Consider the following 26,635-nt stretch of genomic DNA (forward strand, 5'->3'; position numbering starts at 1 on the left):
GTGGGGGCCGCTGGATGCGCGACCCACCACATGTTGTGTCGGCGCGGCTACAACTCCACGCGGTACGTGAGCAAGGGGACGCTCGGGAGCGGGGCCCAGTCCCGCTCCGGGGTCCGGGCGAAGCCCAGGCGCCCGTAGATCCGGTGGGCCCCGCGCATGGCCTCCTTGGTGGACAGGACCAGATGGGTCACCCCCTCCAAGGCCCGTGCGCGGTCCATGCAGGCGCGTACGAGCGCCTCCCCGGCGCCCCGGCCCCGGGCGGCGCGGGAGACCGCCAGCATCCGGAATTCGGCCTCGTGGGGACCGGCTATTTCGGCCAGTGGACTGCCGGGTGCGGCGAAGGTCACTCCGCCGAGCAACTGCCCGTCGTACGTGGCCACGAGCACCTCGGCGTCGGCGGCCCGCCCCGCGACATCGCGCAGCACGGTGAGGTAGAAGCCGTTGGTCTCCGGGTCGAGCAGCCCGTCGTCCAGATAGGCCCGCGCGGTGATCTCGCCCAGCTCTTCGTATTCGGCGGGCAGCGCGGCCCGGATGGTGATGTCCATGCGGTCGAGTGTGCAGGACGGGTGTCGGCTGAGTCCCTCAAGGACTGGGTGCGCTGACCCCGTGCACGGCGCAGGGCCCCGCCGCGGGTGCGGCGGGGCCCTGCGGTCATGCGTCAGCAGCAGCGGAAGCCCTCGCGGGGGTCCGCCTCGCGGGAGTCCGTGCGGGCCCGTTCGAAGGCCCGGCGGGTGGGGACCTCGGCGTCGGGGTCGTGGGTGCGGGCGTGGGCGACGTAGCGGTCGTAGGCGGCTTCGCCCGAGAACTCGCGGACGTAGAACCGGATCCGGCCCAGCGCCGCCCGGACGCCGCTCATGCCACCGGTTCCTTGACCCGGCCGCCGCCCGAGTCCAGGCCCGCGGCGGCCAGCTCCGCCTTCTCGGCGGCCGTCGGGATCAGACCGGCGGGGGCGATGATCTTCGATTCGGACCAGGGGACCTCGGAGAGCGTCGCGCCCTGCGGGTCGCGGACGGCCTTCAGGCAGGTCCGGACCGCGTCCAGCAGGACGATGACGATCAGAGCTGCGAAGACGGCGGAGAGGACCCCGTCGACCGTGGCGTTGGTGACCACGGTGTGCATCTGGTCCATGGTCTTGGCGGGCTTGAGGACCTTGCCCGCGTCGATGCCGGCCACGTACTTGTCGCGCTGGGCGAAGAAGCCGATCGCCGGGTCGGCAGAGAAGATCTTCTGGTAGCTGGCGGTGAGCGTCACGGCCACGTCCCAGGCCAGCGGGACGCCCGTCACCCAGGCCCACTTGAGCCGTCCCGACTTCACCAGCAGCGTGGTGCAGACCGCGAGCGCGACGGCGGCGAGCAGCTGGTTGGCGATGCCGAAGAGCGGGAAGAGCTGGTTGATGCCGCCCAGCGGGTCCTTCACGCCGACCCACAGGAAGTAGCCCCAGCCGCCGACGACGATCGCGCTCGCGAACCAGACGCCCGGCCTCCAGCTGACGTCCTTGAAGGACTTGTGCACATTGCCCAGGGTGTCCTGGAGCATGAACCGGCCCACCCGGGTGCCCGCGTCGACCGTGGTCAGGATGAAGAGGGCCTCGAACATGATGGCGAAGTGGTACCAGAACGCCTTCATCGCGGTGCCGCCGACCACGGAGGAGAAGATCTCCGACATTCCGAGTGCGAAGGTCGGCGCGCCGCCGGTGCGGGAGAGCAGGCTGGTCTCGCCGATGTCCTTGGCCGCCTGGGTCAGCGCGTCCGGGGTGATCGAGAAGCCGAGGTGGCCGATCGCCTGGGAGGCCTCCAGGGCGGTGGTGCCGATGCGGCCGCTGGGGGCGTTCACGGCGAAGAAGAGGCCCGGCTCGATGATGCAGGCCGCGATGACGGCCATGATCGCCACGAAGGACTCGGTCAGCATGGCGCCGTAGCCGATGACCCGGACCTGGGTCTCCTTCTGGATCATCTTCGGGGTGGTGCCCGAGGAGACCAGCGCGTGGAAGCCGGAGAGCGCTCCGCACGCGATGGTGATGAAGACGAAGGGGAACATCGTGCCCGCGAAGACCGGTCCGTCGCCGCGGGAGGCGAAGTCGGTGACGGCGGGCATCTTCAGCGTCGGCATGGCGATGACCACGCCCACGGCCAGCAGCCCGATGGTGCCGACCTTCATGAAGGTGGAGAGGTAGTCGCGCGGGGCGAGCAGCATCCACACCGGCAGCACCGAGGCCAGGAAGCCGTATCCGACCATCCAGATGACCAGCGTCTCCTTGTCGAGCGTGAAGACGTCGGCGAAGGAGGACTCGGCGACCCAGCCGCCCGCGACGATGGCGAGCAGCAGCAGGGCGACGCCGATGAGCGAGACCTCGGTGATCCGGCCCGGCCGCAGCACCCGCAGGTAGAAGCCCATGAAGAGGGCGATCGGGATGGTCATGCCGATGGAGAAGACGCCCCAGGGGGAGTCCGCCAGCGCGTTGACGATGACCAGGGCGAGGACCGCCAGCAGGATGATCATGATCATGAAGACCGCGACCAGCGCGGCGGCGCCGCCGACCGGGCCGATCTCGTCCCGGGCCATCTGGCCGAGCGAACGCCCGTTGCGCCGGGTGGAGAAGAACAGGGTCACCATGTCCTGCACCGCGCCCGCGAAGATCACGCCCGCGACGATCCAGATGGTGCCCGGCAGATAACCCATCTGCGAGGCGAGCACCGGGCCGACCAGCGGGCCCGCGCCGGCGACGGCGGCGAAGTGGTGGCCGAAGAGCACCCGGCGGTCGGTGGGGTGGAAGTCGACACCGTTGTCGAGGCGTTCGGCGGGGGTGGCCCGGGTCTTGTCCACCTGCAGGACGCGGTCCGCGATGAAGCGCGCGTAGAACCGGTAGCCGATGGCGTACGAGCCCAGCGCGGCGGCGAGCAGCCAGGCGGCGGAGATCTCCTCGCCGCGGGAGAGGGCGAGCACGCCCCAGCCGACCGCGCCGACGAGGGCGACGGCGGCCCAGACGGCGATGGACTTCGGGGTGAGCCCCCCGCCACCCGGCCGTCCGGCGGTTGTTTCGGGTCCAGCTTCCGGCATGATCCTCGTCCCCTCGTCGATCATCTGCGCGAGCGCAGGGAATCTACGGGGACCGCCCGGTGAACGTAAGCCCCCGTCCGCATAGCGGTACGTGAGTCAACTACGGTTCGCGGGGCGGGTCGACGCCGCGGGGCCTCGAACGTATAACGATGACCGGGACGCGCGCGAGGGGGCCGCGTTGGGGCCGCGACGGGGCCGCGACGGGGCAACCGGGAACGCGCGGACCGCCGCGTTCCCGGCCGGAATCAGACCGCGGGCCGCTTGAGGCGGGCGACGAACTTGTAGCGGTCGCCGCGGTACACCGAGCGCACCCACTCGACGGGTTCGCCGTCGGCGTCCAGGGAGTGCCGGGACAGCATCAGCATCGGCAGGCCGACGTCGGTGCCCAGCAGCCCCGCCTCGCGCGGGGTGGCCAGCGAGGTCTCGATGGTCTCCTCGGCCTCCGCGAGCCGGACGTCGTAGACCTCCGCGAGGGCGGTGTAGAGCGAGGTGTACTTGACCAGCGAGCGGCGCAGCGCGGGGAAGCGCTTGGCCGAAAGGTGTGTGGTCTCGATCGCCATCGGCTCGCCGCTCGCGAGCCGGAGCCGCTCGATCCGCAGCACCCGTCCACCGGTGGTGATCTTGAGCAGTCCGGCGAGGGTGTCGTCCGCCGTCACGTACCCGATGTCGAGGAGCTGGGACGTGGGCTCCAGGCCCTGCGCCCTCATGTCCTCGGTGTACGAGGAGAGTTGGAGCGGCTGGGAGACCTTGGGCTTGGCCACGAAGGTGCCCTTGCCCTGGATGCGCTCCAGCCGTCCCTCGACCACCAGCTCCTGGAGGGCCTGGCGGACCGTGGTCCTGGAGGTGTCGAATTCGGCCGCCAGGGTGCGCTCCGGGGGTACCGGGGTGCCGGGCGGCAGGGTTTCGGTCATGTCCAGCAAGTGCCGCTTGAGTCGGTAGTACTTGGGCACGCGTGCGGTGCGGGTGGCCGCCCCGCCTTCCGGCTCCGTGGTCGCCCCTTCGGTGGCCATGGCCGCCCGCCTTCCCGACTCCAGTTTCGCTGCCGTCACCGGCTCCTCCGATATGTGCGGTCACATCGTGACACGGGCCGCGGGGCGGGCCTCGCCCCCACCTCAGGTGTCGGTCCGATAACGGACCGAGCACCCGCTCATTAGACCCTTGACACCCCTAAAGGTCTAGGCCAAGCTCCGACTACTGGTCTAAACCAATATGGATCAGATCCCGGCCCCACGTGCAGTACTTCGCGTATGTCACCGCGGCGGGCAAGGGAAGTGCAGGCAGGCATCCCTGAGGAGGGTGGCGTGAAGCGCAAGCTCATCGCGGCGGTTGGAGTCGCGGGCATGGTTATCGGCCTGGCGGCGTGCGGTGGCTCCGACAGCAAGGGGGGCACCGAGACCGACAAGGCTTCGGGTGCCAAGGAGCTGACCGTCTGGTTGACGGTTGACGCCCAGAACAACTGGCCCGACCTGGTGAAGGCGGCCGACGACGCGATTGTCGCGAAGCACCCGGGTCTCACGGTCAAGCACGAGTACTACGGCTGGCCGGACAAGAACGCCAAGCTGGACGCCGTGCTCGCCACGGACAAGGCCCCGGACGTTGTCGAAATGGGCAACTCCGAGATGATCGGCTACATGGCGACCGGCGCCTTCTCCGAACTCGACGCGTCGAAGTTCGAGAACTCCGGCACCTGGCTGGACGCGCTGAAGGAATCCGTCACCTACGACGGCAAGAACTACGGCGTCCCCTACTACGCCGGTGGCCGTGTCGGCACCTGGCGCAAGGACATCGCCGCCGACGCGGGCGTCACCGCCGCGCCGAAGACCTGGGCCGAGCTGACCGGCGCGCTGGACAAGATCCAGACCGCGAAGGGCGACAAGTTCAGCGCCCTCTACCAGCCTTCCCCGGACTGGTACGCCGCGATGTCCTTCGTCTACGACGCGAAGGGCAGCATCGCCAAGAAGGACGGCGACAAGTGGAAGGCGAACCTGTCTTCCCCCGAGTCGCTGAAGGGGCTGGCGCAGTACAAGGAGCTCCTCGACAAGTACATGCACGCCGACAAGACCAAGGACGAGTCCGACCGTCCGGTCGTCTTCGGCCAGGGCAACGCCGCCGCGATCTTCTCCGCCGGCTGGGAGGGCGCTGACGCGGCCACCCCGAAGAACGACAAGGTCGGTGGCCTGAAGGACAAGGTCGAGACCTTCGTGATGCCCGGCCCGAACGGCAAGGCCCTCCCGGTCTTCCTCGGCGGTTCGGACCTCGCGGTTCCGTCCAAGTCCAAGGCCAAGGACATCGCCGCCGAGTGGATCAACGTCTTCACCGGCTCGCAGGGCCAGAAGGGCCTGATCGCCAAGGGCAACCTGCCCAACAACAAGACGGACCTCGCCCCGCTGAAGGCCGACCCGAAGACCCAGGTCTCGGCCACCGCCGCCGAGTCCTCCTGGTTCGTCCCGACCGCGCCCGGCTGGGGCCAGGTCGAGAAGGGCAAGCTCCTGCAGACCATGCTCCAGGAGATCGGTACCGGCAAGAAGACGGTCGAGGCCGCGGCGAAGGACGCCGACGCCGCGATCGACAAGGTCATCAACACCAAGTGACCTGAGTGAGCAGGGCCCCGCCGGAGCGGCGGGGCCCTGCTGCCCGTCAAGAGAGGGACCCCCGAGGAGCACGCGATGAGTGCCGCACAGACAACCACCGCCGACCTGCCGCCGGCGCCGCAGAAGCCTTCGACCGCAGCGAAGACAGGGAACGCGGGCACGCCGGGGAAGAAGGGGTCCCGCAAGGGGTCCGGTTCGACCCCCTGGCTGCTGCTCGCCCCGTGCCTGCTGGTCATCGCGCTCGTCATGGGATACCCGCTCTTCAGACTGGTGTCCCTCTCCTTCCAGAGCTTCGGCAAGTCCGAGCTCTGGGGTTTCAAGGAAGCCAAGTTCGTCGGCTTCGACAACTTCTCGAAGTTCCTCGGCGACGGGGTCTTCTGGACCGTGGTCCTGCGCACCGTGATCTTCGCGGTCGGCGCCGTCATCCTGACCATGGTCATCGGCATGCTGATCGCGCTGCTGCTGCAGAAGGTCTCCGGCTGGGTCAAGGCGCTCATCAACATCGCGCTGGTGGCGAGCTGGGGCATGCCGATCATCGTCGCCACGGCCGTCTTCAAATGGCTCTTCGACTCCGGCTACGGCGTCCTCAACTACTTGCTGAGCAAGCTCCCCGGCGTGGACATGATCGGCCACAACTGGTTCGCCAGCGGCCCGCAGGGCCTCGCGGTGATCATGCTCCTGGTGGTCTGGGGCGCGGTGCCCTTCGTGGTCATCACCCTCAGCGCGGGCCTGACGCAGGTGCCCAAGGAGCTGGAGGAGGCCGCGCGCCTCGACGGCGCCGGTGCCTGGGGCGTCTTCCGGCACGTCACCCTCCCCATCCTGAAGCCGGTCCTCGTCATGCTGACGACGCTCTCGGTGATCTGGGACATGGGCGTCTTCCCGCAGGTCTTCGTGATGCGCAACGGCAATCCCGAGGCCGAGTTCCAGCTGCTGACGACCTACTCGTACCAGCAGGCCTTCGTGGTCAACGACTACTCGGGCGGCTCCGCGATCGCCCTGGTGACCGTCCTGCTGCTGCTCGGAGTGGTCGCCGTCTACATGCGCCAGATGCTCAAGATCGGAGAGGTGGAATGACCGCCACCACCGCGCCCGCCGCGTCCCCGTCAGCCGCGCCCCCGTCCACCGCGCGCCGCACGCCGAAGCCGAGCCGCAAGAAGTCCAGGATCGGCTGGAACCTCGGCGGTCTGCTCGTCTTCGTCGTCATGGGCTTCCCCGTCTACTGGATGCTCAACACGGCCTTCAAGCCGGACAAGGACGCGATCGACCCGAACCCGCACTTCTTCCCGACCACCTTCACGCTGGACAACTTCAAGCGTGCGCTGGAGATCTCCGACTTCTGGGGCCCGGTCGGCCGCAGTCTGATCGTGTCCTCGGTCGTCGTCGTCATCGGCATCGTGGTCGGCATGCTGGCGGCCCTGGCCATCTCCCGGTTCGCCTTCCGCGGCCGCAAGGTCGTCATCGTCGGCATCCTGGCCGTGCAGATGGTCCCGCTGGTCGCGATGCTCATCCCGGTCTTCCTGCTGCTGAACGACCTCGGTCAGTACGACAAGCTCACCGGCCTGATCATCACCTACCTGACCTTCATCCTCCCCTTCACCGTCTGGACGTTGCGCGGCTTCATCGTCAACATCCCGAAGGAACTGGAAGAAGCGGCCATGGTCGACGGCTGCACGCCGGCCGGCGCCTTCATCCGGGTGGTCTTCCCGCTGCTCGCCCCCGGCATGGTCGCCACCTCCGTCTACGCCTTCATCCAGGCGTGGAACGAGTACCTCTACGCGCTCATGCTGATGAGCCAGCAGAACCAGACCGCCACCGTCTGGCTCGGCAACTTCACCACCAAGCACGGCACCGAGTACGCCCCGATGATGGCCGGCTCCACCATGATGGCGCTGCCGATCGTCGTGCTGTTCCTCATCGTCCAGCGGAAGATGGCCGCGGGTCTCACCGCCGGCGCTGTGAAGGGATAACGGCCCATGACCCTCCTCGCCCACCGCACCGACACGGTCACCCGTGACGCCCTCGCGGTCCTCCAGCCCGGCTTCGAAGGCACCACCGCCCCCGCCTGGGTGCTGCGCCTCGTCGGCGAAGGACTCACCGCCGTCGGCCTGTTCGGCCGCAACATCGTCTCGGCCGAACAGCTCACCGCGCTCACCGCCCAGCTGCGGGCCGTGCGGGACGACGTCCTCGTCGCGATCGACGAAGAGGGCGGTGACGTCACGCGCCTGGAGGTCCGCGAAGGCTCCTCCTTCCCCGGCAACCTCGCCCTCGGCGCCGTCGACGACACCGCGCTCACCCACGCCGTCGCCCACGAGCTGGGCCGGCGCCTCGCCGAGTGCGGGGTCGACCTCAACTGGGCCCCGTCCGCGGACGTCAACTCCAACCCGGACAACCCGGTCATCGGCGTACGGTCCTTCGGGGACGGGACCGACCTCGCGGCCCGGCACACCGCCGCCTACGTCGAGGGGCTCCAGGCCGCCGGAGTCGCCGCCTCCACCAAGCACTTCCCCGGGCACGGCGACACCAACGTCGACTCCCACCACGCGATGCCCCGCATCGACGCGGACCTCGACACCCTCTACGCCCGCGAACTGGTGCCCTTCAAGGCCGCCATCGCCGCCGGGACCAAGGCCGTCATGAGCGCGCACATCCTCGTGCCCGCGCTCGACCCCACCCGGCCCGCCACCCTGAGCCCGCAGATCCTCACCGGTCTGCTGCGCAAGGAACTCGGCTACGAGGGCCTGATCATCACCGACGGCATGGAGATGCAGGCCATCGCCGCCACCTACGGCATCGAGCGCGGCACCGTGCTCGCCATCGCGGCGGGCGCCGACGCGATCTGCGTCGGCGGCGGCCTCTGCGACGAGGCGACCGTGCTCGGCCTGCGCGACGCGCTCGTCGACGCCGTCCGCGAGGGCACCCTGCCCGAGGAGCGGCTCGCCGACGCCGCCGCCCGGGTGCGCGCCCTCGCCTCATGGACCCGGCAGGCCCGGGAGGCCGCCCGGCCGGGCGCGCCGCAGGAGGGGAGCGCGCCCGGCATCGGCCTCGAAGCGGCCCGCCGCGCCCTGCGCGTGAGCGGCACCCCGGTGCCCGTGACCACGCCGTACGTCGCCACGCTCGCCCCCGCCCCGAACATGGCCGTGGGCGACGAGACCCCCTGGGGCGTGGCGGCGGCCCTGGCCGCGCTCGTCCCGGACACCGCCTCCGGTGAGTTCGGGGAGGACACCCCGGTCGCGGAGATCCTCGCCGCCGCGGGCGCCCGTACGGTCGTCGCCGTGGTCCGCGACGCCCACCGGCACCCCTGGATGGCCGAAGTCCTGGACGCGCTCGTCGCGGCCCGGCCCGACACGGTCGTCGTCGAGATGGGCCTGCCGCGGGAGCGGGCGCGCGGCGCCCTGTACATCGAGACGCACGGTGCGGCGCGGGTCTGCGGACAGGCCGCCGCCGAGGTCATCGCGGGGGCCTGACAGGCGACACCCTCCCCGCGAAAGCGAAAGGCCGGGCCCTTGTCACGGGGGCCCGGCCTTTCGCGCGTTTCCGTTTACAGACCCTGCCAGGCGGGCTTGTTGGCGAAGGTGTGGCGGAAGTAGTCGGCCAGCTTCAGCTTCGAGGCGGCGGCCTCGTCGACGACGACGGTCGCGTGCCGGTGCAGCTGCAGCGCGGACGCCGGGACCAGGGCGGAGAGCGGACCCTCGACGGTCTGCGCGACCGCCTCGGCCTTGCCCTCGCCGGTGGCCAGCAGGACCAGGTGGCGGGCGTCCAGGATGGTGCCGATGCCCTGGGTGATGACGTGGTGGGGGACCTGCTCTATGTCGTTGTCGAAGAAGCGCGCGTTGTCGACGCGGGTCTGCTCCGTCAGCGTCTTGATCCGGGTGCGGGAGGCGAGGGAGGAGCAGGGCTCGTTGAAGCCGATGTGGCCGTCCGTGCCGATGCCGAGCAGCTGGAGGTCCACGCCGCCGGCCGCGGCGAGGGCCTGGTCGTACGCCTCGCACGCGCCCACGATGTCCTCGGCCGAGCCGTCGGGGCCCATGAAGGAGGCCTCGGACAGGCCGAGCGGCTCGACGACCTCGCGCAGCACGACGGCGCGGTAGGACTCCGGGTGACCCGCGGGGAGCCCGACGTACTCGTCGAGCTGGCAGATCCGGGCGCGGGAGGCGTCGACCTCACCGGCCTTGACCTTGGCCGCGAGGGCCTCGTAGATGGGCAGCGGGGTAGAGCCGGTCGCCACGCCGAGCAGTGCGTCGGCCTTGCGGCGGACGAGGGCCGCCATGGCCTCCGCGATGAGTTCTCCGCCTGCCTTGGCGTTCGGGACGATGACAACTTCCACGCGGGGCCTGCCGATCTGAGAAGGGGCGTGTGGTATAGACCAATCTAGCAGAGCCGCGCCCTGCCGCCGCCTCCCATGGTGAGCCGTTTCCCCACCCCCGTCCTCCGGAACCCCACCTCCGCCCCGCGCCGGGCCCCCTCCAGCCTCGCCGGAGTTTGAGGCGCTGCCTGTACGGCGCCACTCTCGGCCTCGGCCCTGCTCGTGGCGCCGCCACCCCCAGCTTCGGCGGTGCTCGTGGCGCCGCCACCCCCAGCTTCGGCGGTGCTCGTGGCGCCGCCACCCCCAGCCTCGCCGGCGTTTGAGGCGCCGCCGGAGGCACCCGCAGGCCGGGACCGGCCGTCACGCGCACCGGCACGAGCCCGCCCTCAAGCGCCGGGCGGCTGATGTCGCCTCCGGCGGCGCCTCAAACGCCGGCGAGGCTGGAATTGCCCGGCCTGTCGCTGTCGCCTCCGGCGAGGCTGGAATTGCCGGGCCTGTCGGTGTCGCCTCCGGTGAGGATGAGGTTGGCCGACCGTCGCGGCCCACCTTCAGCCCCGCCGGCGTTTGAGGCGCCGCCGGAGGCAGGGGGGACGGTCACGGCGCGACGGGGTGGGGGGTGCGGGGGAGACTGGGGGGATGGAACGACCCGGGACCATGATGGCCGCCGAGATCAGCCAGCAGCCCGCGACCTGGCACCGCATCCTCACCCACGCCGCAGCCCCGATCCGGGAAACCGCCCGGGCCATCGCCGCGCAGCGCCCCCGTTTCGTGCTGCTCGCCGCCCGCGGCAGTTCCGATCACGCCGCGCTGTACGCGAAGTACCTCCTGGAGGTCGGCCACGGCCTGCCGTGCGGGCTGAGTTCGATGTCCACGGTCACCGCGTACGGCGCCCGCCCCCGCCTCGACGGGGTGCTCGTCATCACCGTCAGCCAGTCCGGCGGCTCGCCCGACCTGATCGCCTCGACCCTGGCCGCGCGCGCCGCCGGGGCGGTGACCCTCGCCGTCACCAACAACCCCGACTCCGGCCTCGCCGCCGTCGCCGAGCACCACATCGACGTACTGGCCGGCCCCGAGAAGGCACTGCCCGCGACCAAGTCGTACACGGCCTCCCTGCTCGCCCTGTACCTCTTCGCCGAGGCCCTGCGCGATGTGGACGGGGTTCCGGCGGCCGCCGGGCTGCCCGCGCTCGCCGAGGAGGTCCTGGCGCGCCGGGACGAGGTCCGCGGCCTCGCCGCCCGCTACCGCTTCGCCGAGCGGATGATCGTCACCTCGCGCGGCTTCGGGTACCCGACCGCCCGGGAGGCCGCCTTCAAGCTGATGGAGACGACGTACATCGCCGCCCTGGCCTACTCCGGGGCCGACCTGCTGCACGGCCCGCTCGCGATGGTCGACAACATCTTCCCGGTGATCGCGGTGGTCCCCGACGGGCGCGGCGGCGAGGCCCTGCAGCCGGTCCTGGACCGGCTGCGCGGGCGCGGCGCCGACCTGTGCGTGGTCGGTTCCCCGGGCCGGGTCGCGGCCGCCACCACCGGTTTCGCGCTGCCCGGTGACGACGTACCGGAGGAACTCCAGCCGCTGCTGGAGATCCTGCCGCTCCAGCTGCTGGCCCATGAGGTGACCATCGCCCGGGGTCAGGACCCGGACGCCCCGCGCGCCCTGGCGAAGGTCACCGAGACCCACTGAGAGCGGCGTCCCGGGCGTCCTACAGCAGGGCCAGCTGGAGGCCGCCCGTCGCGTTCAGGTGCTGGCCGGTGACCCAGCGGGAGTCCGCCGAGGCCAGGAAGGCCACCACGTCCGCGACCTCCGAGGCCGTGCCCACCCGGTCGAAGACCGACCGGGAGGCCGCGTGCGCGCGGGCCGCCGGATCGGCGAGCCAGGCCGCGTTCAGGTCGGTTTCGGTGATCCCCGGTCCCACCGAGTTCACGGTGATCCCGCGCGGCGCGAGGTGCGCGGCGAGGGAGCGGGTGAGCGCGTTCACGGCGCCCTTGGCGGTGATCGTGGCGAGGATGGCGGGCAGTGCGATGTCCGGGGTGCCGGTCACGTTCACGATCCGCCCGCCGTCGCGCAGCCGCGCCAGCCCGTGCTTGATGATGAAGAACGGCGCCTTCGCGTTGACCGCCTGGACCCGGTCCCAGGTCTCCTCGTCGGTCTCCTCGATGCCCGCGAAGGCGGCCGCGCCCGCGTTGTTGACCAGGATGTCGACGCCCTCGGTGGCCTCGGGGTGCGCGTCGTACGCCGCCCAGAGCGCCTCCGCGTCACCCGGTACGCCGAGTTCCGTTCCGATGGCGAAGGCCCGTCCGCCGGCCGCCGTGATCGCGCCGACGGTCTCCTTGGCCGCGGCCTCGTCGTGGCCGTAGTGCACGGCGACGAGCGCCCCGTCCCGGGCCAGCCGCTCGGCGACCGCCCGTCCGATGCCCCGGCTACCGCCCGTGACCAGCGCCGTCTTTCCCTTGAGCACGCCCATGGGGTGCCCCCCTCCGCTATCGCTAGTGGTCGCTACAGAAAGAACCGTATCAGATTCTCTAGCGGGCGCTATAGAATGAGCGCATGGTGACCGGACAGCGTGGCAGGCCCCGCTCCTTCGACCGCGAAGAGGCCCTCGACAAGGCCATGCTGGCCTTCTGGGAGCGTGGTTACGAGGCGACCTCCATCGCCGATCTGACCCGCGCCCTCGGGATCGGCGCGCCCAGCCTCTACGCGGCATTCGGCGACAAGCGCAAGCTCTTCGACGAGGTCGTGGTGGTCTACGGCAGCCGGTACGGGGACTTCGCGGCGGTGGCCCTGCGCGAGGAGCCCACCGCCCGCGCCGCCGTGGCGCGGATCCTGCACGAGGCGGCCGAGGTCTACACCGATCCGGCCCACCCGCCGGGCTGCATGGTGATCAGCGCGGCCGTCAACACGACCGCCGACGAGGTGGCCGAAGCGCTGCGGGTGAGGCGCGAAGCGAACCTGACGATGTTCGAAAGCCGGATCCGGGCGGACGTCGCCACCGGGGCCCTGCCCGCGGACACCGACGCGGTGGCGCTGGCGCGGTACTGCGGTGCGGTGCTCCAGGGGATGTCACAGCAGTCCCGGGACGGGGCGGGCCGGGCGGAGCTGGAAGCGGTGGCGGCGCTGGCGATGGCGGCCTGGCCGGAGTAGTCCTCGACGGCGGGCGGCCCGGCTCGTTCCACGGGGCTTGATTCCTCTGGGCCACGGTGCCGGGACGGGACCCTCAGCCCGTCCGGCACCGCAGCCCGGAGTACTTACGGCCGGCCGGGTGTGCGGTGCCCGGCGGCCGGTGGGAGGTGTGCCGACGCGGTCAGGGCAGAACGCGCGGCGTACCTCGATCCGTCCTCCTGTGCGGGGAGGGCGGAAGCTCTTTTGGCAATTGTGGACTAGACCATTCTGTTCTGTCCATCCAATGGCGGGTACTGCGATCCCGTCACTTCATCCAACATTACGCGGAGTCCACGGCTCCTGGATACTCCTGAGTAATCCCGGTGGGGAAAGTCATGGCCCGGGCCCGGGGTACCCTCGCAGCGTGCCCTCCATGAACGACCTCGTACGCCAGCACACCGCTCTCAGTGAAACCGACCTGGAGTGGCTCCACCTGCTGGTCTCGGAGTGGCAGCTGCTCTCCGACCTCTCCTTCGCGGACCTCGTGCTGTGGGTGCCCACGCTCGACGGGGCCCGGTACGTGTCGGTCGCCCAGATGCGCCCGAACACCGGCCCCACCTCCTACCAGGACGACATGGTCGGCCACCTGGTGCCGCGCGGCCGCCGTCCGCTGCTGGACGCGGCCCTCGACGAGGGCCGGATCGTGCGCGAGGGCGACCCCGAGTGGCGCGAGGAAGTCCCGGTCCGCGTCGAGTCGATCCCGGTCCGGCGCGAGGGCCGGGTCCTGGGCGTGATCGCGCGCAACACCAACCTGCTCACTGTGCGTACACCCAGCCGGCTGGAGCTGACCTACCTCCAGTCCGCCTCCGACCTCGCCCAGATGATCGCGGCGGGCTCCTTCCCCTTCCCCGGCCAGCAGGTCGACATGGACGCCTCGCCCCGGGTCGGCGACGGCCTGATCCGGCTCGACGCCGAGGGCGTGGTGACGTACGCGTCCCCCAACGCCCTCTCGGCCTACCACCGGCTCGGCCTCGCCTCCGACCTGGTCGGCCAGCACCTGGGCAACACCACCGCCGAACTCGCCCCCTCGCGGGGCCCGGTGGACGAGGCCCTGGTCAAGCTGGCCAGCGGCTGGGCCCCGCGCGAGACCGAGGTCGAGGGCAGCACCGGGGTCATCCAGCTGCGCGCGATCCCGCTCAAGCCCAAGGGCACCCGGATCGGCTCACTGGTCCTGTGCCGCGACGTCACCGAACTGCGCCGTCGCGAACGGGAATTGATCACGAAGGACGCGACCATCCGGGAGATCCACCACCGGGTGAAGAACAACCTCCAGACGGTGGCCGCGCTGCTGCGGCTCCAGGCCCGGCGAATGGATTCTCCACAGGGCCGGGAAGCCCTCAACGAGGCGGTCCGCAGGGTCGGTTCGATCGCGATCGTGCATGAGACGCTGTCTCAGAACCTGGACGAGCGGGTCGAGTTCGACGAGATCGCCGACCGCGTCATCGCGATGGTCGCCGAGATCTCCCCGGGGAACGTGGCCTGCCGCCGCACCGGCCGGTTCGGCATCCTGGACGCCGAGGTCGCGACCCCGCTGTCGATGGTGCTGACCGAGATCCTGCAGAACGCCCTGGAACACGCCTTCGTCCAGGGCGAGGGCGGCACGGTAGAGGTGTCCGCGACCCGCAGCGGCAGCCGCCGCGACGACATGCGGCTGCTGATCACCGTGCTCGACGACGGCTGCGGTCTGCCCGAGGGCTTCGACCCCCAGCGGGCCGGCAATCTCGGACTGCAGATCGTACGGACCCTGGTCGAGGGTGAACTCGGCGGCACCTTCGACATGGTGCCGGGGGCGTCGCGCGGCACCAAGGTCGTCCTGGACATACCGGCCACCCCGCAGAAGTGACCGTGAGTGACCGGACTGGCCGAAGGATGCACCGGGCACAGCACTGAGCCCCGGACCGATTGGTTATCGGTCCGGGGCTCAAGAGCATGTTGCTGAGCGCTGATGCGGGGTACTACGCGCTGCGGCTCGAGGCTCGAAAGTCGAAATCAGGCGGTGGCGTTGCGCGCCCGGTTGCGAGCGGCGCGGCGCTTCATCGCGCGGCGCTCGTCCTCGCTGAGACCGCCCCAGACGCCGGAGTCCTGACCGGACTCGAGCGCCCACTGCAGGCACTGCTCCATGACGGGGCAACGGCGGCAGACGGCCTTGGCTTCCTCGATCTGCAGCAGCGCAGGACCGGTGTTGCCGATGGGGAAGAAGAGCTCGGGGTCTTCTTCGCGGCAAACGGCGTTGTGACGCCAGTCCATGGCTGCTCCATCTCCTTGTATTGCGGGCAGGTTGCTTGTGAATGTGAACGCTTTCACGAATCCCCTGATGGGGGAAGGGCCGACGCCCAGTTTCCTGGAGTGGTCCGTGTTTCGTGGAGGGGTTCTGGCGGTCTGTGTGGGTGCCGGGTGCTGCGGGCTGTCCCGATCGCCATGTAGAGATTCGCAAACCTCGGACGGGGATACAACCCCTTCCGGAAAGTTTTTTTGGATTCGTCGGTGTCTAGTAGGTCACAGCCGTACTTCCTAGGGGTGGACCGACGTTAAAACGTTCGAGTGGAAGGACTTTCGGCCCTTCCACTCACACAATCACACGCAGTGCACGGCGTACGCCTGTGAACCGAACGCTGGTGCGCAGACCGAGGTGGTCGCCGTCCATCTGGAAGGGGAGTGGAACCTTCGAATGCAAGGTGAAGTCGGTCAGATCGTGCAGAGACACCGCATGCTTTCCGTGCGGGCCCCGCTCAGGAGTCGAGGTCAGCAGCTGTGTCGCGTACCGAGCGACCGACGGAGTTGACAAACGGTCGAGCGCGAGTACGTCAAGCGCGGTGTCGAATGAGGCCTCGGGGGACGCGTACAGAGGGCGATTGCCCAGATACGTCCACGGTGACGTGTTGCACACTATCGACAGCACCAGATCCGTCACGGGATCCGCGCCGGGACGCTCCAGCGTCACCGTGCCGTGTCGCCGGTTCGGCTCCTCGAAGTATTGGCGCAGGAGCTGTCGTACATACAGGGCATGCGTCGAACGCTTGCCGCGCTCCCGCTGCTGCTCCACCCGGCCGACGACACCCGCGTCGAAGCCGAATCCCGCACAGAACGTGAACCAGCGGGCCGGCACCGATTCGTCCTCCGTGCCCGGCGCGCCCTCCGCCAGACCGAGGCCCACCGTCCGCTCCCGGCGCTCGCGCAGCGCGTCCAGCAGCGCGCCGGTCGCCTCGACCGCGTCGTTGGGCAGCCCCAGGGCGCGCGCGAAGACGTTCGTCGAACCGCCCGGCACCACGGCGAGGCGCGGCAGCGAGTCCGGATCCGGCCCGTTGTGCAGCAGTCCGTTGACCACCTCGTTGACCGTGCCGTCGCCGCCCAGGGCCACCACGAGGTCGATGTCGTCGCTCTCGGCGGCCTGCCGTCCCAGGTCACGGGCGTGCCCGCGGTACTCGGTGGTGATCGACTCCAGCTTCATCTCGCTGGCGAGGGCATGGGTCAGGACGTCACGCGTGCGCGCACTGGTGGTCGTCGCTGCTGGGTTGGCCACGAGAAGTGCACGCATGAGCAGCAGACTACCCACCCCCAGTAATGCTCACCGCACTGCCCGCCCGGGACCGTCGGGTCAGGGGCCCGGAGCGCGCGGCTACGCTGCTGGGGTGAGTACGAAGCAGACCCCCGCCGCCGGACCGTCCGCCGCCACCCCGCCCGGCCGGCTCACCGCCGCCGCCGCGCTCACCGCGCTGGAGGGCCTGGCCCTGGCCGGGCTCGGCGTCTACATGCTGTTCGTGGGCATCGCCGGGAACCCGGACTCCCCGCAGCAGGCCGAAACCGGTGGGGTCACCCTGCTGGCGCTCGCCGCACTCCCGCTGATCGCGGCCCGCGGGCTGCGCCTGGGCCGCCGCTGGAGCCGCGGCCCGGCGCTGATCACCCAGCTGATGGCGCTGCCGGTGGCGTGGACGCTGTTCAACACCGGGGGCGCGATGATGGCCGCCGGGATCGCGCTGGTGCTGACGGCGGTGGCCGTCGTCGCACTCCTGGTCCACCCGGCGACGACGGAGGCCCTGGGTATCGGGCCGCGCGACGCCGCCTGAGCGCAATCCTGCTGTTCTTCTGTTCCTCGGCTATTCCTCGACGAGGAGCTTTTCGCGGAGCTGGGCCAGGGTGCGGGCCAGTAGCCGGGAGACGTGCATCTGGGAGATGCCGACCTCCTGGGCGATCTGCGACTGGGTCATGTTGCCGAAGAAGCGCAGCAGCAGGATCCGCTTCTCCCGCGGCGGCAGCCCTTCCAGCAGCGGCTTGAGGGACTCGCGGTACTCGACGCCCTCCAGCGCCTCGTCCTCCGAGCCCAGCGTGTCCGCGACCGCCGGGGACTCGTCGTCCGTGTCCGGGACGTCGAGCGAGAGGGTGCTGTAGGCGTTGGCCGACTCCAGGCCCTCCAGCACGTCCTCCTCGGAGATCCCGAGGCGCTCCGCCAGTTCGTGCACGGTGGGCGAACGCTGGTGCTGCTGCGACAGCTCGGCGGTGGCGGTGGTCAGGGCGAGGCGCAGCTCCTGGAGGCGCCGTGGGACCCGTACCGCCCAGCCCTTGTCGCGGAAGTGCCGCTTGATCTCGCCGACCACGGTCGGGGTGGCGTACGTCGAGAACTCGACCCCCCGGTCCGGGTCGAACCGGTCCACCGACTTGATCAGGCCGATGGTCGCGACCTGGGTCAGGTCGTCCAGCGGCTCCCCGCGGTTGCGGAAGCGCCGCGCCAGGTGCTCGACCAGGGGCAGGTGCATCCTGACCAGCCGGTTGCGCAGCTCCGCCCGTTCCGGGGAACCCTCGGGGAGGGTGCGGAGTTGGACGAAGAGGGCCCGGGCGGCGCTGCGGTCGCGCGGGTCGCGCGTATCGCGGACCTCCCGCACCTCCTCGGGCTCCGTGACGATGTCGTCCGTCGCGATGTCGGCCGCGAGGATTTCGGCCGGCACGTCGGCCGCCGCCGCCGCGTCGTCCGCCGCCGCGTGATCCGTGGTGGCCTGGTCCGCCGCCTCGTCCACGGCGGCCTCCCGCGGCCCGTCGTCCCGCGGCCCGTCGTGCCGCGGGCCCTCGTCCCGTGGGCCGTCGTGCTGTGGCTCGTCCTGCTGGGTCTCGCTCATGGGGCCCGCCCGTCGCTCCGCCGAGTCCGAAAAGCCGTCTTCCGCATCCGCCTCGGCCGGGTGTGGCCGGGCGTTCTGCTGCTCCGGGATGCCGCCGTCGACCTCATGCCGTACTCGGGGCCGTTCCCCGCCCCGTACCGGGGTCTCCCCGCCGCTCACGCCGGGCCTGGTCCCGCGCCGCGCTGTTTGTAAAGGCTGATGCTGACCGTGCGGTCCTCCTCGACCGTGGCCTCGACCTTGCCGGCCAGGGCCGACAGCACCGTCCACGCGAACGTGTCGCGCTCCGGCGCACGCCCGTCCGTGGTCGGCGCCGAGACGGTCACCTCCAACGAGCCTTCCACCAAGCGGAAGACACAGCTGAGGACGGATCCTGGCACGGCCTGCTGGAGCAGGATCGCGCAGGCTTCGTCCACCGCGATGCGGAGGTCCTCGATCTCGTCGAGGGTGAAGTCCAAACGTGCCGCGAGTCCGGCCGTGGCCGTACGCAGCACCGACAGGTAGGCACCCGCGGCCGGCAGCCGGACTTCCACGAAGTCCTGGGTCCCGGGCTCGCCTGCGATCTGGGACACCCTCACCTCCAAGGTGGTACGAGCTGTGTTCGCCGGTGACGCTATCGCGATCCGGGTGATTGTGTCGCGGCACCCCTCACGGACCGACAGCAGTGCACTCGCGGAGCACTCCCACCTACGGCCGGTGACTGATGGTAGGCCAATAGGTACGCACGGTGGGTAGGGGTCTGCGGGCCCAAATCGGGGGAACCGGCGGAGGGTTGACCTACCCCTCCTCAGACGATCGAACCGTCCACGAAACACCAGCGCCAGGTCTCGCCCGGTTCGAAGCTCCGCATCACCGGGTGACCGGTCTTCTGGTGGTGCGCCGTGGCGTGTCGGTGCGGGGAGGAATCGCAGCAGCCCACGTTGCCGCACTCCAGGCACAGCCGCAGCTGTACCGGGTGACTGCCCAGCACCTCGCATTCCGGGCAGGTCAGGGCATGTGGGACGGGCTCGGGGCGCGGCAGTTCGGCAACGTGCTTGCACTCGCTCATGATGGCCAGCGTACGACGACGGTGCGGGCGCGCGACGACTCAAAGACGACTCAGAATGGATCTTCGATGGAGGTATTGCCGCTGGTGGCACTGGTGGCGGGCAGCGCCGCCGTTGCCGGGCTGGCCCGCCGGACCCCGATTCCGGCGCCCCTGCTGCTCGTCGCGGCCGGGCTGATCGCCGCCTACGTCCCGGGCGTGCCGTCGTACGCCCTCGACCCGCACATCGTGCTGCCGCTGCTGCTCCCGCCGCTGCTGCACACCGCGGCGGTGGACAGCTCGTACCTGGACCTGCGGGCCAACCTGCGGCCGGTCGCGCTGCTGTCGGTGGGGTACGTGCTCTTCGCGACGGTGGCCGTGGGGTACGCCGCCTACCTGGTCGTACCGGACCTCTCGCTGCCCGTGGCGCTGGTGCTCGGCGCGGTGATCGCACCGCCGGACGCGGTCGCGGCCACCGCGATCGCGCGGCGGCTCGGGCTGCCGAACCGGATGACGACCATCCTTCAGGGTGAGTCCCTGGTCAATGACGCCACCGCGATCACCGCCTACAAGGTGGCCCTGGCCGCGGTCGTCGGCGTCGGCGCGGGCTGGTCGGAGGGCATCACCGAGTTCCTGCTGGCCTCGGTGGGCGGCGTCGGCGTCGGCCTGGTGCTGATGGTGCCGATCCACCACCTGCGCACCCGGCTGCGGGAGCCGCTGCTGCAGAACACGCTCTCGCTGCTGATCCCCTTCGTGGCGTACGCGGCGGCCGAGCGGGTGCACGCCTCCGGGGTGCTGGCCGTGGTGGTCGTCGGCCTGTACCTCGGGCACCGGAACTGGCAGGTCGACTTCGCCACCCGGCTCCAGGAGGAGGCGGTGTGGAAGGTGGTCGCCTTCGTGCTGGAGTCGGTGGTCTTCGCGCTGATCGGGCTCCAGCTGCCGGTGGTCCTGAAGGGGCTCGCGCAGTACGAGGGCGGGGCCGCGGCCTGGTACGCCGTCTTCGTGTTCCTGGCGGTGGTCGTCGCGCGGTTCGCCTGGGTCTTCCCGGCGACCTTCCTGCCGCGGGTGCTGTCGACACGGATCCGCGGGCGGGAACCGGATACGAACTGGAAGGCGCCGGTGGTCGTCGGCTGGGCCGGGATGCGGGGCGTGGTGTCGCTGGCCATCGCGTTCTCCGTGCCGATCTCGGTGCCGCACCGGAACCTGATCCTCTTCCTGACCTTCACGACGGTGATCGGCACCCTCGTGGTGCAGGGGCTGACCCTGCCGCCGCTGATCCGGCTGCTGCGGCTGCCGCCGCGGGACGCGCACGCCGAGACCCTGGCCGAGGCGCAGGCCCAGAGCGAGGCCTCGCGGGCGGCGGAGGAACGCCTGACGGAACTGCTGGCCTCGCCGTCGAACGCGCTGCCGCCGCCGCTTGCGGAACGCTTGCGGACGGTGCTGGAGCGGCGGCGCAACGCGGTGTGGGAGCGGCTGGGCGAGGTCAACGCGGTGACGGGGGAGTCGGCGGACGACGTCTACCGCCGCCTGGCGCGGGAGATGATCGAGGCCGAGCGGGAGGTCTTCGTGACCTTGCGCGACCGGCGTCGCATCGACGACGAAATGCTCCGCGCGTTGCTGCGCCGCCTGGACCTGGAGGAAGCGGCGGCCTACCGCGAGGAATAGCCCCCGGGCCGCGGGTCCTCAATCGCCGGACGGGCTGGGATGGCTGCGCTGAGCCGGCGGCTCCGGCGGGCGGGGTGTCCGGTGCGGGCCCGGTGTGCCTCCGGCGGGTCCTCAATCGCCGGACGGGCCGAGTTGGCCCGCCTGGGTCGGTGGTCGTGGCCGGGCCGGGTGGCTCCGGCCGGGGGAGCGAATTCAGCCCGTCCGGCGTTTGAGGACCCGCCGGAGGCGGTGACGGGCCGGGGCCGGGCCCTTCGGCTTCGCCGACGGTCCCTGCCGGGACGCGGTATCGGGCCGGGGCGGGTGCGGGGATGGCTCCGGCGGGGGAGTGAATTCAGCCCGTCCGGCGTTTGAGGACCCGCCGGAGGCGGCTACGGGCCGGGGCCGGGCCCTTCGGCTTCGCCGACCGGGCGGCGGGCCGGGCGCCGGGCCCGGGGGTTTTGGGTGCGGCCCCGGTGGGGTCACGGGTGGCCCGTGATGACGGCGGCGAGCCGGGTGCCCGGGGCGAAGGCTCCGCGGGACGCCAGCTCGGCCAGGGCCCACAGCAGCTTCGCCACGTACACCCGCTCGACCGGCACCCCGTGCCGCTCCTCGAAGTCGGCCGCGAAGGCCTCCAGCCCGGCCGGAACCTTGGCGTAGCCCCCGTGGTGGAAGTCCTCGGCCAGACTCCACGCGCCCCGCGGGCCCCCGTACGCCGCCACCTGGAGGGAACGTATCTCCGCCCCCAGGAACCCGCCCCGCAGCACCGGCACCCCCAGCGCCCGCTGCCCGGGGCCGAGCCCGGCCGCCAGACCCGCCAGGGTCCCGCCCGTCCCGCACGCCACGGCCGCCACATCGGCCGGCCCCCGCAGCTCGCGGCCCAGTTCCGCGCAGCCCGCCAGCGCGAGCGCGTTGCTGCCGCCCTCGGGGACGACGTACGCCCCCACCGCACCGGCCCCGGCCAGCAGCCCGGCCAGTACCTCCGGCTCCGCCTTGCGCCGGTACGCCGAGCGGGTCACGAAGCGCAGCCGCATGCCGTCCGCCACGCACCGGGCCAGCGAGGGGTTCAGCGGCCGGTCGGCCAGTTCGTCGCCGCGCACGATCCCGACCGTGGCCATCCCGACGAGCCGCCCGGCGGCCGCGGTGGCCCGCAGGTGGTTCGAGTAGGCCCCGCCGAAGGTCACGAGGGACCCGTACCCCCCGGCCCGCGCGGCCCGCAGGTTCGGCGCGAGCTTGCGCCACTTGTTGCCGGGCAGCTCGGGATGGACCAGGTCGTCCCGCTTGAGCAGCAGCCGCACCCCGTACCGCTCGAACCGCTCGTCGCACACCTCGGCCAACGGCGAGGGCGCCCGCTCGCGCAACGGGTCATCGGGGTGGTCATCGGGGTCGCCTGGACGGTTCACCCAGCCATTGTCCGCCGCCCCACCCGGGGGCGCGGGCCGGGTGCGGCCGCGCCCCCGGGGGTGTCACTTCAGGCGTTCCGCCACGCGGTCCCGCATCGAGTTCATCGTGAAGCCCTTCGGGTCGATCTTGCCCGGCTGCCATTCCAGGTGGCCGATCACCGAGCGGGCGGTCCAGCCGTGGGACCGGCAGACGGCCGCCGCCGCGCGGGCGATGGCGTCGAGCTGGGCCTCGGGCCAGGGGTCGTCGCCGTCGCCGAGGTTCTCGCACTCGAAGCCGTAGAAGTGCGAGTTGCCGTCGGTGTCCGCCTGGTTGTCCGGCGGCAGGGCCTTCTCGGCGACCACCGCGGCCAGTACGTCCCCGTCGCCGGCGCCCGCGTGGTTGGCGCGGCCGTAGCCGACGAGGTGGACCGTGCCGTCCTTGGTGATGACCCCGTGGCACAGCGGGCCGGGGAGTTCGCTGTAGCCGTCGCGGCAGATCTCGACGGTGTATTGCGCGCCGCGCGTGACCGTGTGGTGGATCATCACGCCGTTGACGGGTCCCCAGGGGCCCTTGTGGTTGCGGTTGTGGGTGCGCCAGGAGCCGACTTCGACGACGGTCAGCCCCTCGTCCCGTAGTGCTCCGATGAACCGGTCCGCGGACATGGGTGCGGCCATGACCGCCTCCTTTGCGGTGCGCGACGGTCACCTTGCGTGTCCGCCTCGTTACGCAACGGGTGTAGCGGAGAGGATCCGGCCGAGGCCAGGGCGTTCGTACGGCGTACGAGCGGTGTGCGAGCGGATCCGGACACCGACCCCCTCCGCCCCGCACGCCCCACCCGGCACGGGTGTCACGCCGTGGCCAGCCACAGGTCGGGCCCGAAGACCTCGTAGTGGATGTCGGCGGGCGCCACGCCCTTGGCGAGCAGCTGCTCGCGCACCGCCCGCATGAAGGGCAGCGGACCGCACAGGTATGCCCGGGTGCCGGGCGCGAGGGGTACGTCCGTCAGGTCCACCCGGCCGGCGCGGTCACCGGCCTCGGGCGCCTCCTCGTACCAGAACAGGGCCTCGGGGCCGCCCAGTTTGCCCGCGAGCGCCCGGTGGTCGGTGCGCAGGGCGTGGTCGGCGGGGGAGCGGTCGGCGTGGACGACGGTGACGGGGGCCGGGTGGCCGGTGTCGGCGAGGTGTTCCAGCATCGACAGCATCGGGGTGCAGCCGATCCCGGCCGAGGCGAGCAGCAGCGGCGCCCCGGAGTCCTGGAGGACCAGGTCGCCGTAGGGGGCGGAGACGCGCAGCCGGTCCCCGGGGTGGACGTGGGCGTGCAGGTGGCCGGAGACCTCGCCGTCGGGGCCCGCGGCCGCCGCGCCGTGCACCCGCTTGACGGTGATCGCGCGGACGGGCGAGCCGGGGGCGCTGGAGAGGCTGTACTGGCGGATCTGGCGCGCGCCGTCGGCGAGGCTGACCTGGACGGAGACGTACTGGCCGGGCTTGAAGTCCGGGGCCGGCGCCCCGTCGGCGGGGGCGAGCCGGAAGGTGGCGCAGTCCGCGGTCTCCTCGGTCCGGCCGGTCACGGTCCACTCGCGCCAGACGTCACCGGCGGCGACCCGCTGCCCGGCGTACAGCCGCTCCTCGATGGCGATGAGGGCGTTGGCCATCAGCCAGTAGACCTCGTCCCAGGCCTCGGCCACCTCGGGGGTGACGGCCTCGCCGAGGATCTCCGCGATGGCCGCGAAGAGGTGCCGGTGGACGACGGGGTACTGCTCGCGGGTGACGCCGAGCGAGGCGTGCTTGTGGGCGATGCGGTGCAGCATCACGTCCGGGCGGACGTCCGGGTGGGCGACGAGGTGGGTCGCGAAGGCGGCGATGGAACCGGCGAGCGCCTGCTTCTGGAGGCCGGCGGCCTGGTTGCCGCGGTTGAACAGGTCGCGCAGCAGCTCCGGATGGGCTGCGAACAGCTTCGCGTAGAAGAGTTCCGTGATGTCACCGATGGCCGCTCCGACGGCGGGCAGGGTGGCGCGGACGGTCGCGGTCGACTTCTCGGAAAGCACCTGTGTACCTCGTGTGGGTGTATGGGGGCGTCTGTGGGTGTAGCTGGATCGAGTTAACTTGCATATGAGACTCGTATTTAACGGCGCGAAGGAAGCCCGCCGTGATGCGGAAATGTGTTCGAATGGCTCCCTGGAGTCAGGTCGGGCGGCCCGGCGATGGTCCGTTACCGGCCAACCGGCCCCCTCAGCCGGGGCTGTGGGCCCGGGGTCCGGCGATGCCCAGCAGGAGCGGCCCGGTCGGGGCCGCCACCAGGCTGTTCACCGTCAGCGGGTCCAGTGCGGCGAAGAACGCCTCCTGGGCCCGGCGCAGCGCGCCGCGCAGGATGCACGCGGAGCGCAGCGGGCAGGGGGTGGTGCCGTCGCAGTCGACGACGTCCCCCGCGCCCTCCAGCTCGCGGACGATCCCGCCGACCGACGCCGAGCGCCCCGCGCCGGTGAGCGCCAGCCCGCCGCCGCGGCCGCGCCGGGCCTCTACCAGGCCCAGGTGCTGCAGTTTCGCGACCACCTTGGCCGTGTGCGTGTAGGGCACCTCCATCGCGGCCGCCACCTCGCGGGTGGTGGGGAGGTCCGTCTCCTCGACGGCCAGGCGCATCAGGACGCGCAGTGCCAGGTCGGTGAATCGGGTGAGCCGCATGTCCCCACTCTAGGAAACTTGCATCTGGGAGGCAAGTTAAAGCGGCGGGAGGGGCAGGGCGCGGGAGGTGGCTGGAACAGGTGGGGTGCCCGGGAAGTCGAGTGAGTCCTGAGGCTCATGTGAACCAGAGACAGTGCCCATGCCCCGGACGGAGTAGTCCCACCCTTTTGTGTAATGGTCCCACCACGCACGGTCCTGAAAGGCTTCCACCGCAGACCCATGGAGTGATCGAAAGGGAAATACATGTCGGTCCAGGCAGGTTCCGAGTCCGAGGCCCAGCCTCAGCCGCAGCGCAGTCTCGCGACAGCAGCCGCGCGGAACTTGGCAACCACCACCAAGTCCAAGCCGCAGATGCAGGAGATCACCTCGCGGTGGCTGCTGAAGATGCTGCCGTGGGTTTCGGTGCAGGGTGGCACCTACCGGGTGAACCGCCGCCTCACCTACTCCGTCGGTGACGGACGAGTGGAGTTCATCAAGACCGGGACCCAGGTCCAGGTGATCCCGGCCGAGCTGGGCGAACTGCCCCTGCTGCGCGAGTACGAGGACATCGACGTCCTCACCGAACTCGCCCAGCGCTGCAACCAGGTCGACTTCGAGGCCGGCCAGGAGCTGACCTCCTTCGGCAACACCGCCGACAAGGTGTTCCTGCTCGCCCACGGCCGGATCGACCAGATCGGCCCCGGCCCCTACGGCGAGGACGCGGTCCTGCGCACCGTCGCCGACGGCGCGTACTTCGGCGAGAACGCCCTCACCGACGAGGAGGCGATCTGGGAGTACACCGCCCGCGCCGCCACCTCGGGCACCGCGCTCGTCCTCTCCCGCCAGGACTTCCAGCTGCTGGCCGACCGCGTGGACTCGCTGCGGGCGCACGTGGAGCACGTACGCTCCCAGCCCGAGCAGCAGACCAACAAGTACGGCGAGGCCGCCATCGACCTCTCCGCGGGCCACAAGGGCGAGGCCGTCCTGCCCGGCACCTTCGTGGACTACGAGGCCAGGCCGCGCGAGTACGAACTCAGCATCGCCCAGACCGTCCTGCGCGTGCACACCCGCGTCGCGGACCTCTACAACCAGCCGATGAACCAGACCGAGGAGCAGTTGCGGCTCACGGTCGAGGCGCTGCGCGAGCGCCAGGAATTCGAGATGCTCAACAACCGCGACTTCGGCCTGCTCCACAACGCCGAGTACGACCAGCGGATCCAGCCGCACGACGGCGCGCCCACCCCCGACGACATGGACCAGCTGCTCAGCATGCGCCGCGGGTCCAAGATGTTCCTCGCCCACCCCAAGGCCATCGCCGCCTTCGGGCGCGAGTGCAACAAGCGCGGCCTCTACCCCGAGTCGATCGACATCGGCGGTCACCGGGTGCCGTCCTGGCGCGGGGTGCCGATCTTCCCGAGCAGCAAGATCCCGATCAGTGACGCCCGTACGACCTCCATCCTCTGCATGCGCACCGGCGAGGACGACGGCGGTGTGATCGGCCTGCACCAGCCCGGGATCCCGGACGAGATCGAGCCGAGCATGTCCGTCCGGTTCATGGGGATCAGCGAGCAGGCGATCATCTCCTACCTGGTCACCGCCTACTTCTCGGCCGCCGTCCTGGTGCCGGACGCCCTCGGTGTCCTGGAGAACGTCGAGATCGGGCGCTGGCGCTGAGCGGGCGGCCGGGGGAGACGACGGCATGACGGCCACCGAGG

25 protein-coding genes are annotated in these 26,635 nt (G+C 71.1%); 10 read left to right on the forward strand and 15 right to left on the reverse strand.

All coding sequences use genetic code 11. From position 1 onward, the window contains the following. Positions 1 to 47 precede the first annotated feature (47 nt). From OHS33_RS24370 to OHS33_RS24385, 4 genes are all read right to left on the reverse strand, one after another. Entirely contained in the window at positions 48 to 545 is a 498-nt protein-coding gene (locus OHS33_RS24370; RefSeq protein WP_330332534.1) for a GNAT family N-acetyltransferase, read from the reverse strand. A gap of 113 nt (positions 546 to 658) precedes the next feature. After that, positions 659 to 856, reverse strand: coding sequence for a YbdD/YjiX family protein (locus OHS33_RS24375; RefSeq protein ID WP_330332535.1), 198 nt, complete (start codon positions 854 to 856; stop codon positions 659 to 661). Next, positions 853 to 3,057 (reverse strand): carbon starvation CstA family protein, encoded by a 2,205-nt coding sequence (locus OHS33_RS24380; RefSeq protein ID WP_330332536.1) that lies wholly within the window; start codon positions 3,055 to 3,057, stop codon positions 853 to 855. The genes OHS33_RS24375 and OHS33_RS24380 overlap by 4 nt, the downstream gene beginning before the upstream one ends. A gap of 245 nt (positions 3,058 to 3,302) precedes the next feature. After that, positions 3,303 to 4,067 carry a GntR family transcriptional regulator gene (locus tag OHS33_RS24385; protein WP_330332537.1) on the reverse strand — a complete coding sequence of 255 codons (765 nt, stop codon included), beginning with the start codon at positions 4,065 to 4,067 and terminating at the stop codon, positions 3,303 to 3,305. 291 nt (positions 4,068 to 4,358) lie between these two features. Here OHS33_RS24385 and OHS33_RS24390 point away from each other — a divergent pair, with 291 nt between their 5' ends. The 4 genes from OHS33_RS24390 (at position 4,359) to OHS33_RS24405 (ending at position 9,112) form a co-directional block, all read left to right on the forward strand. Then, the gene (locus OHS33_RS24390) at positions 4,359 to 5,648 is read left to right on the forward strand and encodes an extracellular solute-binding protein (protein WP_330332538.1); all 1,290 of its coding nucleotides are present in this window, start codon (positions 4,359 to 4,361) and stop codon (positions 5,646 to 5,648) included. A gap of 75 nt (positions 5,649 to 5,723) precedes the next feature. Then, positions 5,724 to 6,722, forward strand: a complete 999-nt coding sequence (locus OHS33_RS24395) for a carbohydrate ABC transporter permease (RefSeq protein ID WP_330332539.1) — start codon at positions 5,724 to 5,726, stop codon at positions 6,720 to 6,722. Continuing rightward, complete coding sequence (locus OHS33_RS24400; RefSeq protein WP_443065348.1) at positions 6,719 to 7,615, forward strand: carbohydrate ABC transporter permease; 897 nt, start codon at positions 6,719 to 6,721, stop codon at positions 7,613 to 7,615. Before OHS33_RS24395 ends, OHS33_RS24400 begins: the two co-directional genes overlap by 4 nt. Positions 7,616 to 7,621: 6 nt before the next feature. Further along, the gene (locus OHS33_RS24405; RefSeq protein WP_330332540.1) at positions 7,622 to 9,112 is read left to right on the forward strand and encodes a glycoside hydrolase family 3 protein; all 1,491 of its coding nucleotides are present in this window, start codon (positions 7,622 to 7,624) and stop codon (positions 9,110 to 9,112) included. 74 nt (positions 9,113 to 9,186) lie between these two features. On the opposite strand, the gene nagB is transcribed toward OHS33_RS24405, so the two are convergent. Further along, the gene (nagB, locus tag OHS33_RS24410; protein ID WP_330332541.1) at positions 9,187 to 9,972 is read right to left on the reverse strand and encodes a glucosamine-6-phosphate deaminase; all 786 of its coding nucleotides are present in this window, start codon (positions 9,970 to 9,972) and stop codon (positions 9,187 to 9,189) included. Between the two features lie 615 nt (positions 9,973 to 10,587). Here nagB and OHS33_RS24415 point away from each other — a divergent pair. Next, positions 10,588 to 11,634: an SIS domain-containing protein gene (locus OHS33_RS24415; protein ID WP_330332542.1), complete on the forward strand. Its 1,047-nt coding sequence runs from the start codon at positions 10,588 to 10,590 to the stop codon at positions 11,632 to 11,634. Between the two features lie 19 nt (positions 11,635 to 11,653). On the opposite strand, the gene OHS33_RS24420 is transcribed toward OHS33_RS24415, so the two are convergent. Beyond that, complete coding sequence (locus OHS33_RS24420; RefSeq protein ID WP_330332543.1) at positions 11,654 to 12,415, reverse strand: SDR family oxidoreductase; 762 nt, start codon at positions 12,413 to 12,415, stop codon at positions 11,654 to 11,656. A gap of 83 nt (positions 12,416 to 12,498) precedes the next feature. Between OHS33_RS24420 and OHS33_RS24425 the strand changes: the two genes are divergently transcribed. Beyond that, complete coding sequence (locus OHS33_RS24425; RefSeq protein ID WP_330332544.1) at positions 12,499 to 13,092, forward strand: TetR/AcrR family transcriptional regulator; 594 nt, start codon at positions 12,499 to 12,501, stop codon at positions 13,090 to 13,092. Positions 13,093 to 13,483: 391 nt separating this feature from the next. Next, positions 13,484 to 14,953 (forward strand): sensor histidine kinase, encoded by a 1,470-nt coding sequence (locus OHS33_RS24430; protein WP_330335183.1) that lies wholly within the window; start codon positions 13,484 to 13,486, stop codon positions 14,951 to 14,953. Between the two features lie 146 nt (positions 14,954 to 15,099). Here the strand turns inward: OHS33_RS24430 and OHS33_RS24435 are convergent, their stop codons facing one another. Next, on the reverse strand, positions 15,100 to 15,357 hold the full coding sequence (locus tag OHS33_RS24435; protein WP_004937597.1) for a WhiB family transcriptional regulator: 258 nt from the start codon (positions 15,355 to 15,357) through the stop codon (positions 15,100 to 15,102). A gap of 319 nt (positions 15,358 to 15,676) precedes the next feature. Continuing rightward, complete coding sequence (locus OHS33_RS24440) at positions 15,677 to 16,645, reverse strand: diacylglycerol/lipid kinase family protein (protein ID WP_330332545.1); 969 nt, start codon at positions 16,643 to 16,645, stop codon at positions 15,677 to 15,679. A 94-nt stretch (positions 16,646 to 16,739) separates the two neighbouring features. On the opposite strand from OHS33_RS24440, the gene OHS33_RS24445 reads away from it, so the two are divergent. After that, positions 16,740 to 17,174, forward strand: coding sequence for a hypothetical protein (locus tag OHS33_RS24445; RefSeq protein ID WP_330332546.1), 435 nt, complete (start codon positions 16,740 to 16,742; stop codon positions 17,172 to 17,174). A 30-nt stretch (positions 17,175 to 17,204) separates the two neighbouring features. Here OHS33_RS24445 and OHS33_RS24450 read toward each other — a convergent pair whose 3' ends face one another. From OHS33_RS24450 to OHS33_RS24460, 3 genes are all read right to left on the reverse strand, one after another. After that, positions 17,205 to 18,377: an RNA polymerase sigma factor SigF gene (locus tag OHS33_RS24450; protein WP_330332547.1), complete on the reverse strand. Its 1,173-nt coding sequence runs from the start codon at positions 18,375 to 18,377 to the stop codon at positions 17,205 to 17,207. After that, positions 18,374 to 18,787 carry an anti-sigma regulatory factor gene (locus OHS33_RS24455; protein ID WP_283448400.1) on the reverse strand — a complete coding sequence of 138 codons (414 nt, stop codon included), beginning with the start codon at positions 18,785 to 18,787 and terminating at the stop codon, positions 18,374 to 18,376. The genes OHS33_RS24450 and OHS33_RS24455 overlap by 4 nt, the downstream gene beginning before the upstream one ends. Positions 18,788 to 19,002: 215 nt before the next feature. After that, positions 19,003 to 19,263 carry a UBP-type zinc finger domain-containing protein gene (locus tag OHS33_RS24460; RefSeq protein WP_330332548.1) on the reverse strand — a complete coding sequence of 87 codons (261 nt, stop codon included), beginning with the start codon at positions 19,261 to 19,263 and terminating at the stop codon, positions 19,003 to 19,005. Between the two features lie 66 nt (positions 19,264 to 19,329). Here OHS33_RS24460 and OHS33_RS24465 point away from each other — a divergent pair, with 66 nt between their 5' ends. Further along, positions 19,330 to 20,904 (forward strand): Na+/H+ antiporter, encoded by a 1,575-nt coding sequence (locus tag OHS33_RS24465; RefSeq protein ID WP_330332549.1) that lies wholly within the window; start codon positions 19,330 to 19,332, stop codon positions 20,902 to 20,904. A gap of 458 nt (positions 20,905 to 21,362) precedes the next feature. Here OHS33_RS24465 and OHS33_RS24470 read toward each other — a convergent pair whose 3' ends face one another. The 4 genes from OHS33_RS24470 to OHS33_RS24485 form a co-directional block, all read right to left on the reverse strand. Further along, positions 21,363 to 22,283 carry a 1-aminocyclopropane-1-carboxylate deaminase/D-cysteine desulfhydrase gene (locus OHS33_RS24470; protein WP_330332550.1) on the reverse strand — a complete coding sequence of 307 codons (921 nt, stop codon included), beginning with the start codon at positions 22,281 to 22,283 and terminating at the stop codon, positions 21,363 to 21,365. A 63-nt stretch (positions 22,284 to 22,346) separates the two neighbouring features. Next, complete coding sequence (locus OHS33_RS24475; protein ID WP_330332551.1) at positions 22,347 to 22,937, reverse strand: N-acetylmuramoyl-L-alanine amidase; 591 nt, start codon at positions 22,935 to 22,937, stop codon at positions 22,347 to 22,349. A 173-nt stretch (positions 22,938 to 23,110) separates the two neighbouring features. Next, positions 23,111 to 24,307, reverse strand: a complete 1,197-nt coding sequence (locus OHS33_RS24480; protein WP_330332552.1) for a globin domain-containing protein — start codon at positions 24,305 to 24,307, stop codon at positions 23,111 to 23,113. Positions 24,308 to 24,491: 184 nt separating this feature from the next. Then, a complete protein-coding gene (locus OHS33_RS24485; RefSeq protein WP_330332553.1) occupies positions 24,492 to 24,941 on the reverse strand; it encodes an RrF2 family transcriptional regulator in 450 nt (149 codons plus the stop codon). A gap of 243 nt (positions 24,942 to 25,184) precedes the next feature. On the opposite strand from OHS33_RS24485, the gene OHS33_RS24490 reads away from it, so the two are divergent. After that, positions 25,185 to 26,594: a family 2B encapsulin nanocompartment shell protein gene (locus tag OHS33_RS24490; RefSeq protein ID WP_330332554.1), complete on the forward strand. Its 1,410-nt coding sequence runs from the start codon at positions 25,185 to 25,187 to the stop codon at positions 26,592 to 26,594. Positions 26,595 to 26,635 lie beyond the last annotated feature (41 nt).

It is taken from the genome of Streptomyces sp. NBC_00536, from assembly GCF_036346295.1.
Lineage (GTDB): Bacteria > Actinomycetota > Actinomycetes > Streptomycetales > Streptomycetaceae > Streptomyces.